Origin of the sequence: Nocardia sp. NPDC052316 (genome assembly GCF_044547795.1) — a bacterium.
Taxonomy (GTDB): Bacteria; Actinomycetota; Actinomycetes; order Mycobacteriales; family Mycobacteriaceae; genus Nocardia.
In genome coordinates this window covers 777560-790661 of sequence record NZ_JBIUBB010000006.1, presented here as the reverse complement: position 1 = coordinate 790661, position 13102 = coordinate 777560, and the positions used below count along the sequence as shown (strand labels likewise).

General features: G+C 67.8%; 14 protein-coding genes and 1 pseudogene. 5 read left to right on the top strand and 10 right to left on the bottom strand.

Features of this window, described 5'->3' with window-relative positions; all coding sequences use genetic code 11:
* Window positions 1-10: 10 nt before the first annotated feature.
* From ACIHA7_RS31220 to ACIHA7_RS31205, 4 genes are all read right to left on the bottom strand, one after another.
* Window positions 11-1168: an acyl-CoA dehydrogenase gene (locus ACIHA7_RS31220; protein WP_135235011.1), complete on the bottom strand. Its 1158-nt coding sequence runs from the start codon at window positions 1166-1168 to the stop codon at window positions 11-13.
* A 131-nt stretch (window positions 1169-1299) separates the two neighbouring features.
* Window positions 1300-1980 carry a TetR family transcriptional regulator gene (locus tag ACIHA7_RS31215; RefSeq protein ID WP_397294464.1) on the bottom strand — a complete coding sequence of 227 codons (681 nt, stop codon included), beginning with the start codon at window positions 1978-1980 and terminating at the stop codon, window positions 1300-1302.
* Window positions 1981-2035: 55 nt separating this feature from the next.
* A complete protein-coding gene (gene purE / locus ACIHA7_RS31210; RefSeq protein WP_397294463.1) occupies window positions 2036-2536 on the bottom strand; it encodes a 5-(carboxyamino)imidazole ribonucleotide mutase in 501 nt (166 codons plus the stop codon).
* A gap of 48 nt (window positions 2537-2584) precedes the next feature.
* A complete protein-coding gene (locus tag ACIHA7_RS31205) occupies window positions 2585-3808 on the bottom strand; it encodes a 5-(carboxyamino)imidazole ribonucleotide synthase (RefSeq protein ID WP_397294462.1) in 1224 nt (407 codons plus the stop codon).
* 109 nt (window positions 3809-3917) lie between these two features.
* Between ACIHA7_RS31205 and ACIHA7_RS31200 the strand changes: the two are divergent.
* Window positions 3918-4442, top strand: a pseudogene (locus ACIHA7_RS31200) (GtrA family protein); the annotation flags it as partial.
* Between the two features lie 24 nt (window positions 4443-4466).
* On the opposite strand, the gene ACIHA7_RS31195 reads toward ACIHA7_RS31200, so the two are convergent.
* From ACIHA7_RS31195 to ACIHA7_RS31185, 3 genes are read right to left on the bottom strand one after another with little or no spacing between them, the layout of a single operon-like run.
* Window positions 4467-5774, bottom strand: coding sequence for a sensor histidine kinase (locus tag ACIHA7_RS31195; protein WP_397294461.1), 1308 nt, complete (start codon window positions 5772-5774; stop codon window positions 4467-4469).
* Window position 5775: 1 nt separating this feature from the next.
* A complete protein-coding gene (locus ACIHA7_RS31190; RefSeq protein ID WP_135235006.1) occupies window positions 5776-6453 on the bottom strand; it encodes a response regulator transcription factor in 678 nt (225 codons plus the stop codon).
* 9 nt (window positions 6454-6462) lie between these two features.
* Window positions 6463-7008: a PH domain-containing protein gene (locus tag ACIHA7_RS31185; RefSeq protein ID WP_397294460.1), complete on the bottom strand. Its 546-nt coding sequence runs from the start codon at window positions 7006-7008 to the stop codon at window positions 6463-6465.
* A 220-nt stretch (window positions 7009-7228) separates the two neighbouring features.
* Between ACIHA7_RS31185 and ACIHA7_RS31180 the strand changes: the two genes are divergently transcribed.
* Window positions 7229-8182, top strand: coding sequence for an acyl-ACP desaturase (locus tag ACIHA7_RS31180; RefSeq protein ID WP_397294459.1), 954 nt, complete (start codon window positions 7229-7231; stop codon window positions 8180-8182).
* A 91-nt stretch (window positions 8183-8273) separates the two neighbouring features.
* On the opposite strand, the gene ACIHA7_RS31175 is transcribed toward ACIHA7_RS31180, so the two are convergent.
* Both ACIHA7_RS31175 and ACIHA7_RS31170 read right to left on the bottom strand, forming a co-directional pair.
* Entirely contained in the window at window positions 8274-9074 is an 801-nt protein-coding gene (locus tag ACIHA7_RS31175) for a biotin--[acetyl-CoA-carboxylase] ligase (protein ID WP_397294458.1), read from the bottom strand.
* Between the two features lie 51 nt (window positions 9075-9125).
* A complete protein-coding gene (locus tag ACIHA7_RS31170; protein ID WP_397294457.1) occupies window positions 9126-9311 on the bottom strand; it encodes a hypothetical protein in 186 nt (61 codons plus the stop codon).
* 208 nt (window positions 9312-9519) lie between these two features.
* On the opposite strand from ACIHA7_RS31170, the gene ACIHA7_RS31165 reads away from it, so the two are divergent.
* The 3 genes from ACIHA7_RS31165 (at window position 9520) to ACIHA7_RS31155 (ending at window position 12283) form a co-directional block, all read left to right on the top strand.
* Window positions 9520-11160 carry an acyl-CoA carboxylase subunit beta gene (locus ACIHA7_RS31165; RefSeq protein ID WP_397294456.1) on the top strand — a complete coding sequence of 547 codons (1641 nt, stop codon included), beginning with the start codon at window positions 9520-9522 and terminating at the stop codon, window positions 11158-11160.
* A gap of 161 nt (window positions 11161-11321) precedes the next feature.
* A complete protein-coding gene (locus ACIHA7_RS31160) occupies window positions 11322-11654 on the top strand; it encodes an acyl-CoA carboxylase subunit epsilon (RefSeq protein ID WP_397294455.1) in 333 nt (110 codons plus the stop codon).
* A complete protein-coding gene (locus tag ACIHA7_RS31155; protein WP_397294454.1) occupies window positions 11651-12283 on the top strand; it encodes a Maf family protein in 633 nt (210 codons plus the stop codon). The genes ACIHA7_RS31160 and ACIHA7_RS31155 overlap by 4 nt, the downstream gene beginning before the upstream one ends.
* On the opposite strand, the gene ACIHA7_RS31150 is transcribed toward ACIHA7_RS31155, so the two are convergent.
* Window positions 12209-13033, bottom strand: coding sequence for a helix-turn-helix transcriptional regulator (locus tag ACIHA7_RS31150; protein ID WP_397294453.1), 825 nt, complete (start codon window positions 13031-13033; stop codon window positions 12209-12211). The two genes, ACIHA7_RS31155 and ACIHA7_RS31150, sit on opposite strands and share 75 nt — an antisense overlap.
* Between the last annotated feature and the right edge of the window lie 69 nt (window positions 13034-13102).

The following is a 13102-nucleotide window of genomic DNA, read 5'->3' as shown; positions in this document are numbered from 1 at the left end:
CCGCGGTGCGTCAGCGCAGCAGCGCGCGCGACATCACCAGACGCTGAATCTGGTTGGTGCCCTCGTAGATCTGCGTGATCTTCGCATCGCGCATCATGCGCTCCACCGGGAAATCGGTGGTGTAGCCCGCGCCACCGAACAGCTGAACGGCGTTGGTGGTCACCTCCATCGCGACATCGGAGGCGAAACACTTGGCGGCGGCGGAGATGAAACCGAGGTTCTTCTCGCCGCGCTCGGCGCGCGCCGCCGAGGTGTAGACCATGAGGCGGGCGGCCTCGATCTTCATCGCCATATCGGCGAGCATGAACTGGGTGTTCTGGAAGTCGGCGATCGCCTTGCCGAACTGCTTGCGGTCCTTGGTGTAGGCGATGGCCGCGTCGAGCGCACCCTGGGCGAGGCCGACGGCCTGCGCGCCGATGGTCGGGCGGGTGTGGTCGAGGGTCTGCAGCGCGGTCTTGAAACCGGTGCCCGGCTCGCCGACAATGCGGTCACCCGGCACCCGGCAGTTCTCGAAATACAGCTCCGCCGTAGGCGATCCCTTGATGCCGAGCTTGTGCTCGAGCGGGCCGACCACGAAGCCCTCGTCGTCCTTGTGCACGAGGAACGCCGAGATACCGTTGGCGCCCTTGTCCGCATCGGTCACCGCCATGACGGTGTACCAGGAAGACTTGCCGCCGTTGGTGATCCAGCACTTGGAGCCGTTGAGGATCCAGTCGTCGCCCTCTTGCTTCGCGCGGGTGCGCATGCCCGCGGCGTCGGAACCGGCCTCGCGCTCGGACAGCGCGTAGGAGGCCATCTCGCCATTGACGATGTCCGGCAACACCTTTTGCTTGAGTTCCTCGGAGCCGTTGAGGATCAGGCCCATGGTGCCGAGCTTGTTCACCGCGGGGATGAGCGAGGAGGAGCCGCAGACGCGGGCGACCTCTTCGATCACGATGCAGGTGGCCACCGAGTCGGCGCCCTGGCCGCCGTAGGCCTCCGGCACGTGCACCGCGTTGAAGCCTGCCGCGTTGAGCGCGGTCAGCGCCTCCTCGGGGAAGCGGGAGTTACCGTCGACGTCCTTGGCGTGCGGAGCGATCTCCTTCTCCGCCAGCCCGCGGATGGCCGCCCGCAGTTCGTCGTGGAAGTCCTCGAGCTTGAACAGGTCGAAATCGGGGTTTCCCGCCATGGGGCTCACTCCTGGTCGTCGGTACACGTCGGCACTCAGTGCCACACCATTCTGGAGTATACGCCCAGGAACGGCCGCAACGTGCGGATACTTCCTGGCACTCAGTGTCAGATTGGTCGCACTGACCTAGATCAGAGACTACCGAGTTTGCGGGCGACGAGATCGGCGACCTGCCGGGGCGGGGTATCGCGGGGAAACACCGCGACGACCAGCTCATCGGCGGCGGGTCGCCGCGCGCCGCGGGGAATCGCGGCCAGCTCTACCCGCAGATCCGCCGCGCCCGCGTCCGACTCCCCGCGCACCATGCGCCGCAGCAGGTAGTTGTGCGTGGCGGTCACCGCGGCGGTGTACTGCACCCGGGCCAGGTCCGGCTCCTCGGGCAGCCGATCGCGCAGGTAGTCGGTGAACAACCGCTCGTATCGGAACACGGTCACGATCTCGCGCTCGCGCAGCGCGGGCACCCGCCGCACCACCTGATACCGGCGCGCCGCGATCTCCCGCCACTGGGTGAACCGCTCGAAAACCTGCACCACCGCCTCGCACACGGTCTCCCACGGGTCGCCCCCGTGCGCGGCGAGAAACTCCGCCGCCTGCGCCAACTGCGACTCGTGATCGGCGAAGATCACATCCTCTTTCGAGCGAAACTGCCGAAAGAACGTCCGCCGCGAAATTCCCGCCGCCTCCGCGATCTCCTCGACCGTCGTCGCCTCGTACCCCTGCTCCGCGAACAACCGCAACGCCTGATCGACCACGGTCAACCGGAACCGCGTGTTGTCGTCCCCGCTGCGCGGGCGGATGTCACCAGTAGTCACCCGCCCACCGTAGCGAGCCGAGCACGCGGGTTTACGTACCCGAGGTGTTTCCGGGTCAGCCGAGGAGTTTGGTGCGCAGTGCCTGGTCTTTTTCGAGGACCTTCTTTTCCAGCCCGGCCTGGAACTGCACCATGCGGGCGCGCAGGTCCGGGTCGTTGGCGGCGAGGATGCGGACGGCGAGCAGGCCCGCGTTGCGGGCGCCGCCGATGGAGACGGTCGCCACCGGGACGCCTGCGGGCATCTGGACGATGGAGAGCAAGGAGTCCATGCCGTCCAGGTATTTGAGGGGGACGGGGACGCCGATCACCGGCAGCGGAGTGGCCGAGGCGACCATGCCGGGCAGGTGGGCGGCACCGCCCGCACCCGCGATGACGACCCGAAGACCGCGGTCGGCGGCGTCGCGGGCGTAGTCGAGCATGCGCTGCGGGGTGCGGTGCGCCGAGACGACACCCACCTCGAAGCGAATGCCGAACTCCGCCAACGCTTCCGCGGCGGCCTCCATCGTCGGCCAGTCCGAATCGCTGCCCATGATCAGGCCGACCTGCGGGTTACTCATGCGTGCGCCTCACTTCGCTTGTCTTGGAGATCGATTCGCGCGCCGCACTCACTGGTGCGGATCCCATCCGTCGGTCCATACCGCGTGCGACATCCAATGTGCCGCTCGCTCAGCCTTTTCCCGCACCGCGGCGACGTCGTCGCCGAGGATGTTGATGTGCCCGATCTTGCGGTCGGGTCGTTCCCCCTTGCCGTACATGTGCACCTTGGCGTCGGGCATCCGCGCGAACAAATGGTGCAGGCGCTCGTCCATCGACATGGCAGGCGCCTCGGCCGCGCCGAGGACATTGGCCATCACGGTGACGGGGGCCAGCGGGCTGGTGTCGCCGAGCGGGTAGTCCAGGACCGCGCGCAGGTGCTGCTCGAACTGACCGGTCCGGGCGCCGTCCATGCCCCAGTGCCCGGAGTTGTGCGGGCGCATCGCCAGCTCGTTCACCAGCAGCTTGCCGTCGCGGGTTTCGAACAGCTCCACCGCCATCGCGCCGACGACGCCGAGCTCCCTGGCCAGGTTCAGCGCCAGCGTCTCCGCGGCGGCGGCCAGGTCGTCGTCCAGGTCGGGCGCGGGCGCGATCACCACGGCGCATTGACCGTTGCGCTGCACGGTCTGCACCACCGGCCAGGTCGCCGCCTGTCCGAACGGCGAGCGCGCCACCATCGCCGAGAGTTCACGCGCGAGATCCACTTTCGCCTCGGCGAGCAGTTGCACGCCGTGGGCGAGCTGGTCGGCCACGATCGCCGCGGCCTCGTCGGCCGACTCCGGCATCCACACGCCGCGGCCGTCGTACCCGCCGCGCACCGCCTTCAGCACGATCCGCCAGTCCTGCTCGGCGCCGAAGCGCACCGCGTCCTCGACGGTCGTCACCGGCGCGAACGCGGGCACCGGCAGACCGAGCTCGGACAGCTTGACCCGCATGGCCAGCTTGTCCTGCGCGAAGACCAGGGCATGCGGCGGCGGCTGCACGTTCACGCCCTCGGCGACCAGCGCCTCGAGATGCTCGGTCGGCACGCCCTCGTGGTCGAAGGTCAGCGCGTGCGACCCGACGGCCGCCTTGCGAAGCGCGGCGAGGTCGGTGTGACTTCCGAACACGATCTCGGGGCTGACCTGGGCGGCCGGGTCGTCCGGGCGCTCGGCGAGTACGCGTAGCCGCTGGCCGAGCGCGATGGCCGCCTGATGCGTCATGCGCGCCAACTGGCCACCGCCGATCATTGTGACGGTGGGCATAGCAGAGGGATCAAAGGACCGGCCGGTACTCACGTCGGACAATATTGTCATAACCGGCGGAAATGCCCTCGCGCGGGAGCCGTGCAACGGTGTCCGGTGGTAGTCCCCAGCGGTTGGACGACCCGAAGCGAGACCACCGGCTAGCGGTACACTCGGCCCCGTGTCATTCGTCGACGACGTGGTGAGCGTCCTTCCCAGGCCTGTCGCAAGGATCGCGCTCCGGCATCGGGAACTGATCAAGTTCGCCATCGTCGGTGCGACAACCTTTGTGATCGATAGCGGCATCTTCTATGCCCTGAAATGGACCGTGCTTTCCGAGAAGCCGGTCACCGCCAAGATAATTTCCGGTGTCATCGCGGTTATCGCGTCCTACATCCTGAACCGCGAATGGTCGTTCCGGAATCGGGGCGGTCGCGAGCGGCATCACGAGGCCTTGCTGTTCTTCGGGGTCAGCGGCGTCGGCGTGGTACTCGCGTTCATTCCGCTGTGGATCTCGAGTTACGTCTTCGATCTGCGTCAGCCCGATGTCAGCTTCACCGTCGAGAACATCGCGGACTTCATCAGCGCCTTCATCATCGGCAACCTGCTGCAGATGGCGTTCCGATTCTGGGCGATGCGCCGCTGGGTATTCCCCGACGAGATGAACGAGATCGCCGCCGAATTCGAAGACCTGGTCGAAGAGGAATTCGGCCGCAACTGAGCGGTCCGCTCAGCGCGGCTCGGTAACCACCGCGTTCTGCGTGCGATAGGCCGACGAACCGAGGAACACCGCGAACAACGCGGGCCTGCGCCGCTGTAACTCGAGCCGCCCGCCGTCGGCCTCCACCAGCGCCCGCGCCAGTGCCAGCCCCACGCCGGTCGAGCCGCCCGCAGAGAAGCCGCGATCGAAGATGTGCGGCGCGAGCTCGTCTCGCACCCCGTCCCCCTCGTCGGCGACCTCCACACACACCAGCGGCTCTCGATCGACCCCGGGCCGGACCGTCCGCACCGACACCGTGCAGGTACCGCCGCCGTGCATCAGCGCGTTGTCCACCAGCACCGCGACCGCCTCACGCAGTCGCGAACCGGTGATCGGCGCCAGCAACGACTCGTCGCCCGTGAGGGTCAGCGCCCGGCCCTTCTCGGCGAACGGATGCGTCCACTCGGCGACGACCCCGCGCAGCTCCGCCATCACCGGCACCGGGTCGAGATCGGCGGCGTCCTCGTCGCGGGAGGCGCGGACCAGATCGTCGATCGCCTCGGTGAGCCGATCGACCTGCGCCATCGCCTCCTCCGCCTCGTGCACCACCTCGGGATCGGCGTGGGTGGACAGCTCGTCCAGCCGCAACCGCACTGCGGTGAGCCTGCTGCGCAACTGATGCGAGACGTCGGCCACCAGGGCGTGCTCGCGCTGGAGCCGCCCGGCGATCTCGACGGTGGCCGAGTCGAGCACGTCGGAGACCCGATCGAGTTCGGAGATGCCGTGCCTGCGCGGGTCCGGCCGGAAGTCACCCATCGCCAGCCGGGCGGCCCGCGCCGCCACATCGCGCAGCGGATCGGCGACCCGGCGCGCGGTGATCACCGCGACCGAGACCGCCGCGCCGAGCGAGGCAAGCACCGCGAGCGCCACCACGCCGACGGCCTGGCGCTGGCGTGCGTGCATCGGCGCCGAGGGCACCTCGAGGCGCAGCGAGCCCTTGGTGCCCATCGACAGCGACTCGACCAGCGGGTCGGTCACCTGGTCCGCGCCGATGTCCGCGCGCGAGGCGTTGTCCTGCGGCGCCGGATAGATGATGGTGAGCTTGCCGTCCTGCGGTAGCAGCGGCTCCACCGCGCGGGTGTCGAGCTCGCCGAGCACCATGCCGTCGCCGTGTTCCTGGACGATGATCGCCGCGGCGATGCGCTCCAGTCTCCCCTGCAAGTCGTCGCGGGTGATGTCCTCCACCCACAGCCAGGCCGTGTAGATCAGCGGCACCCCGAGCACCACCGTGGTGAGCGTCAGCACGGTGAGCATGGACCGCAGGATTCTGCGCCGCACGTCAGTCGGTATTCAGCCGGAACCCGACACCGCGCACCGTGACGATGCGCCGCTCGGCCATCGGCCCCTCGTCGCCGATCTTGCGGCGCAGCCAGGACATGTGCATATCCAGCGTCTTGGAGCCGCGCAGCTCGGCGTCGCCCCAGACCTCACGCAGGATGGTCTCGCGCGGCACCACCTGGCCCGCGCGGTCGATCAGCACCTTCAGCAACTCGTATTCCTTGTTCGCCAGGCCGATCTCGATGCCGTTCACCAGCACCCGGCGCGCGGCGGGCTCCAGGCGGATGCCGCCGACCTCCACCGTGTCGTCGCCGATGCCGCTGCGCCGCAACAACGCCCGCACCCGCGCCAGCAGCTCGGCGAGCCGGAACGGCTTGCCGACGTAGTCGTCGGCGCCGGCGTCCAACCCGACCACGAAATCGACCTCGTCGGTGCGCGCGGTGAGCATCAGCACCGCCAGGTCGGCGCCGCGAGCCCGGACCTGACGGCAGACCTCCAGCCCGTCCATGCCGGGCAGGCCGAGGTCGAGGATGAGCAGATCGTGATGGCCCTCCAGGGCCCGCTCCAGCACGGCGGGGCCGAAGCGCTCGACGGTGACCGAGTACCCCTCGCGCCCCAGTGCGCGCGACAACGGCGCGGCGATCGCCTCGTCGTCTTCTGCTAGCAGTACGGCCGTCATTTGACCAGGTTAACGGTAGTCGCCGCGCTCGTCCCAGCGCGCGCCGCGCCCGTTGTCGCTCTGTTCGACATCGAAGACCTGGTGATACAGCAGCGCGTGCACCTTCTGTACCGCCGGGATGTCGTCGAACTCGAGCGGTTCGGAGGAGGACGACTCGATGATCAGCGTGCCGGTGCCGAGCATCCGGTCGAACAGCCCGTGCCGGAACTGCACGCTCGAGATGCGGCTCATCGGAATGTCGATGCCGGTGTGCGTGAGCACGCCCTGCCGGACCAGCACCCGCCGTTCGGTGATGATGAAATGCGTCGTCTTCCAACTGAGAATCGGTACGACACAGCGCCATACGATGATGACCAGCCAGATGACGAGCACCGCGATCAGCAGTGCCGTCCGTGCGGTCCCCTCGGCCTTACGCGAGGCGATTCCCCCTGCGAAACCGGCGAGCGCGGTGGCGACGATCAAGGTCACGATCGGCCAGAACAGCATCTTCCAGTGCGGATGACGATGCAGGATCAGCTGTTCTTCCGGCGCGAGCACGTCCTCCGGATAACCCATGGCCGGAACACTACCGCGTGAAGTTGCCGAAATACCTGACACCGAACCGCGTCGTGCTGCACAATCGTCTGCCTGCGTGTGTCGAACCCGCGCGGCCGCGAGCGCTCGCTCGCGTCAACGCTCTTGCGCTGTGGAGTTCTCCGCTCGATCTGGCTCGTAGCTCTGTCCGTAACCAGCTCTGCTCGAACAACGTCGACGAACAACGACCTCGGAGGCATGTGTGACCAAGGACCTGACTCAGCTGGAGATTCTGACCGAACTCCAGCCGGTGGCCGAACAGAATCTCAATCGGCACCTCTCCCTTGCGCGGGACTGGCACCCGCACGACTACATCCCCTGGGACGAGGGTCGTAACTTCGCCGCGATGGGCGGTGTCGACTGGGACCCGAGCCAGTCGAAGCTGAGCGAGGTCGCCAAGGTCGCGATGATCACCAACCTGCTCACCGAGGACAACCTGCCCTCCTACCACCGCGAGATCGCCGAGAACTTCTCCCAGGACGGCGCGTGGGGTACCTGGGTCGGCCGCTGGACCGCCGAGGAGAACCGGCACGGCATCGCCATTCGCGACTACCTGGTGGTCACCCGCGGCGTCGATCCGGTCGCGCTGGAGCAGGCCAGGATGATCCACATGACCAACGGCGTTTCGGCGCCGGACAACTGGGGCGGATTCCTGGAAAGCGTTACCTACGTGACGTTCCAGGAGCTGGCCACCCGGGTCAGCCATCGCAACACCGGCAAGGTCTGCGACGACCCGATCGCCGACCGCATGCTCCAGCGCATCGCCGCCGACGAGAACCTGCACATGATCTTCTACCGCAACATGTGCGGCGCGGGCATCGACCTGGCACCCGATCAGGCGATGATGGCGATCACGAAGATCCTGACCCACTTCGTCATGCCCGGTGCGGGGATGCCCAACTTCCGCCGCAACGGCGTGCTGATGGCCAAGCACGGCATCTACGACCTGCGCCAGCATTTGGAGGACGTGGTCGCGCCGGTGCTCAAGCAGTGGAACATCTTCGAACGCAACGACTTCGGGCCGCGCGGTGAGCAGGCGCGCGAGGAGCTCGGGGTGTTCATCGAGAAGCTGGAGCAGGACGTGCTGAAGTTCGAGGAGCAGCGCGACCGCATGTTCGCCAGGGAAGCGGCGAAGGCCGCGTTGCAGCCCGCCTGACCGCTCGAGCGGCCGCACAGGTTCCGGCTTTCCACACCGCGATGCGCATGTGGGAAGTCAGAACCTGTGCGGCTGTTCGGTTTTCGATGCGTCAGTAGCCGGCGCGCAGGTGGGTGACGTCGCCCGCGGAGACGGGTTGGTCGCCGATCAGCAGCCGGCCCGCGTCGTCGATGTCGGTGGCGATGCCGGTCAGTGTCTGTCCACCGGGAAGTTCGGCGCGCACCTGGGCGCCCAGCGTCGCGCACCGCTCGCGGTAGGCGGCGGCGAGGTCGGCCGTCCGCCAACCGGCGTCGCGCCAGGCGGTGAAGCGGCGGGCGAATTCGGTCAGCATCGACTGCACGATCAGCGTCCGGTCGGTCACCTCGGCCCCGGCCACGGTGAGCGAAATGGCATGCGGCACCGGCAGTTCCGCCTCGGTGAGGCTGACATTCAGCCCAACGCCGATGACCACCGCCGGTACCTCGTTGCCCGTCGCGACCTCAGCCAGGATGCCCGCCACTTTGCGGCCATCGATCAGCACATCGTTGGGCCACTTGAGGTTCGCGGCGACACCGGCCGTCGCGCGCAGTGCGTCCACCACGGCAACGCCGGTGAGCAACGGCAGCCAGCCGAGCACCGAGGGCTCGATCCCGGGCAGCCGCACCAGCAGCGACATCGAGATCTGGGCCCGCGGTGGGCTGACCCACGTGCGTGCGTGTCGGCCACGCCCTTGCTCCTGCGCCTCTGCAAGGAGTACCGCGCGATCGGCGTCCGGTTCGCCTGCTCGCGCGATCAGGTCCGCGTTGGTGGACCCGGTCGACTCCACCACCTCGATGTGGCGGAAGAACGACAGCTCGGGCGATTCGATGAGACTGCGTCGCAACTGCTCTGCAGCCAAAGGGGACCTGGTCACACGGGCAGGCTACTTGGTGCGGGGTAGCCGACCCGACGAGGTCGTATCCGACTATGCGACGAGCATGTAGTCGATACTCGGTGCGCGGGCCGCACCGTCGACGCCTTCAGCTTCGCTGGGCGCCGTCTCGGTCCGGAAATCCGGGTCGACTATCGTCGGCTCGGTCTCGAACTCGTGCCAGCTCGTCCACGACGCCGCGGCCGCGTATTCCGCGACGGTTTTGCTCCATTCCCACATATCTGGGCTCCTCCCCCTGAGCACGAAGACTGGACTCCTCCAGGCTAACTGGACACCGCCGGCGGGCGATACCGATTTTCTACCGGCGCAAACGCGCCAAAACCCCTGGAATCGCGCCTCCGCAACGCGATCTAGCTGCGCTTTTTTACCCACCGGTAGCCCGTACTGGGTTAGTGGGCGGCACTGCTACTGGTTACACTCCGGAGCCATGACGAGTGTCCAGCAGCAGTCCGCGCAAGATCCGGCGGGCGCCCCCGACATCCACACCACCGCCGGGAAGCTGGCTGACCTGCGGAATCGGCTGGAAGAGGCCAAGCACCCGATGGGTGAGGCCGCGGTCGACAAGGTGCACGCCAAGGGCAAGATGACTGCTCGCGAGCGCATCCTGGCCCTGCTGGACGAGGGTTCCTTCGTCGAACTCGACGCACTCGCGCGGCACCGCAGCGTGAACTTCGGCCTGGACAAGAACCGGCCGCTCGGCGACGGCGTGGTGACCGGCTACGGCACCATCGACGGCCGCGACATCTGCATCTTCAGCCAGGACGTCACCGTGTTCGGCGGCAGCCTCGGCGAGGTCTACGGCGAGAAGATCGTCAAGGTGATGGATCTGGCGCTCAAGACCGGCCGTCCGCTGGTCGGCATCAACGAGGGTGCGGGCGCGCGTATCCAGGAGGGGGTCGTCTCGCTCGGCCTCTACGGCGAGATCTTCCACCGCAACATCCAGGCCTCCGGCGTGATCCCGCAGATCTCGCTGATCATGGGCCCGGCCGCGGGCGGGCACGTGTACTCCCCCGCGCTCACCGACTTCGTGGTGATGGTCGACGGGACCAGCCAGATGTTCGTCACCGGCCCCGACGTCATCAAGACGGTCACCGGCGAAGACGTCACCATGGAGGACCTCGGCGGCGCGCACACGCACATGGTGAAATCCGGTGTCGCGCACTACGTCGCCTCCGGTGAGCAGGACGCGCTCGACTACGTCAAGGACCTGCTGTCCTACCTGCCGAGCAACAACCGCGCCGAGGCGCCGCGCTTCCCGGCGACCGACCCGATCGACGGCGCGATCGAGGACTCGCTCACCGATGAGGACCGCGAGCTGGACTCGATCATCCCGGACTCGCCGAACCAGCCCTACGACATGCACGAGGTGATCCGTCGCCTGCTCGACGACGACGAGTTCCTCGAGGTGCAGGCCGAGCGCGCGATGAACATCATCGTCGGCTTCGGCCGGATCGACGGCCGCAGCGTCGGCATCGTGGCCAACCAGCCCACCCAGTTCGCAGGCTGCCTCGACATCGACGCCTCGGAGAAGGCCGCGCGGTTCGTGCGCACCTGCGACGCGTTCAACATTCCGATCCTCACCCTGGTCGACGTGCCCGGCTTCCTGCCCGGCACCGGCCAGGAGTACAACGGCATCATCCGGCGCGGCGCGAAGCTGCTCTACGCCTACGGCGAGGCGACTGTGGGAAAGATCACGGTCATCACCCGCAAGGCCTACGGCGGCGCCTACGACGTGATGGGCTCCAAGCACATGGGCGCCGATGTGAACCTGGCCTGGCCGACCGCGCAGATCGCCGTGATGGGTGCCTCCGGCGCCGTCGGCTTCGTTTACCGCAAGCAGCTGCAAGAGGCCGCGAACGGCGGCGAAGACGTCGATGCGCTGCGGCTGCAGCTGCAGAACGAGTACGAGGACACCTTGGTGAACCCCTACGTCGCCGCCGAGCGCGGTTACGTGGACGCGGTCATCCCGCCCTCGCACACCCGCGGCCAGATCGTCTCGGCGCTGCGCTTGCTGGAGCGCAAGATGGTAACTCTGCCACCGAAGAAGCACGGCAACATTCCGCTGTGATTCGGACCGCAACACCCGGTTGGGGTACAGCGATACCCTCGGTATGCCGCGCACACTGGTTACAGAGACGCAATGAGTGGATCCGAGGGTGATCGCATCACCCGTCCGCTGGTTTCGCATCAGGGAACACGCCTGATCAGGCAAAGAGAGGATCTGGCACTGTGACGACCGTGGCAGAAGAAGATGTTTTGACCGCCGCCGAACTCGACCTGACCGTCGGCTCGATGACCGACGAGGCCGAGGCGGCCCCCAACGTCGACGGGGCTACCGAGTCCGCGGCCGAGGCGGCCAAGCCGTTCTTCACCGTCGTGAAGGGCAACCCGAGCGACGAGGAGATCGCGGCGCTGGTCTGCGTGCTGACCGCGGCAGCGAACGACGCCGCGGCCGGCCCGTCCGGCCCGCCGGACATGTGGGGCCGCCCCACCTTCATGCACCGGGGCACCTCCCCGTTCTCCCCCTACGCCTTCCCACAGCTGTCGCACCTGCGCGGGTGAAGTTCGTTCTCGCCTCGGCCTCGCCGGCCCGTCGGGAAGTACTGCGCTCGGCGGGCATCGATCCGATCGTCCGGGTGTCCGACGTGGACGAGGACGCGATCGCGGCCGCGCTACCCGAGGGCACCGCACCCGACGTGGTCGTCGTCGAACTGGCCAGGGCAAAAGCCGCGGCGGTCGCCGCGACGATCCCCGAACTCGCCGCCGATTGTGTTGTCGTCGGCTGTGATTCGATGCTGCTGGTGGACGGCGAGCTGCAGGGCAAGCCACACACCGCCGAGGTGGCCAGGGCCCGCTGGGGCGAGATGGCCGGGCGCAGCGCCGATCTGGTGACCGGGCACTGCGTCCTTCGCCTCCAGGACGGCCGCGTCACCGCCGAGGCGATCGACTGCAGTTCCACCACAGTGCATTTCGCCAAGCCGGAGCCCGACGAGCTGGACGCCTACATCGCCACCGGCGAACCGCTCCAGGTGGCGGGCGCGTTCACCCTCGACGGGCTCGGCGGCTGGTTCGTAGACCGCATCGACGGCGATCCGTCGAGCGTGATCGGGATCGGTCTACCACTGCTGCGCCGACTGCTTGGCGATGTTGGGGTCGCCGTTACGCAGCTGTGGGGCCACCCGGCCCGCTGACGGCGGCGCGATCAGCGGCTCCGAGCCGCCGGTGTCCCCGACCGCGGGCACCGTGGCGACCTCGCGGTTGTCCGGCTCACGACGCAAGTCCGGCTCCCGGCGCGTGTCCTGCTCGCGCCGTGCCAGCATCTCCAGCCGGACCACACACAGTTCCGGCTCGACGAACGGGTGCAGCCGCACATTCACGTCGCCGCGTGCGCCGTTGCGGTCCAGAACCTCTTTGATCAGACCCAGGTGCACACCGCACACCACCTCGGAGTGTGTGCGCGCGAGTTCACGCAGCGGGCAGGCGGTCAGCCGGATCAGCGCCTGCTCGGCGGTCTCGTTCGGATCGCGTTCCGGCGCGAAGCCCAGCTCCGAAAGCAGCGTCATGGTGACGTCTTTGGCGTCCTCCAGCGACTCGACCCGATGGTCACCCGCGTCCAATTTCGCGCCCCAGGCCCGGCCTGCCGCGATGGCCGCCTCGGACCGCCGCCGCGGATCGGGGCCGAGTTGGTCGGCGAGCACCTGCGCGAGTTCCTGATAACCGACCGATCGCTGCACCGCGCTGTAACCGATGCGCGGACGTCCGCGACCGCGGGGTGGTTGTTGAAATTGCCGCACCAGGGATTCCCGGGTGAGCACGTCCAGATGAAACCGAACCGTGGTGACGTGTTGTCCGGTGATTCTGGCCAGTTCCTGGGCGTCGAGAGGCTCGCTGGCGCCACGTAGGATCGCGAGCAGTCGCCGCCGCGGCCAAGAATCGGACATAGCTCACCCCTCCTCCCGGGAGACTTTATCGGATGCACGTGCGATTTATTCGCTCATTCAGCCGATTTG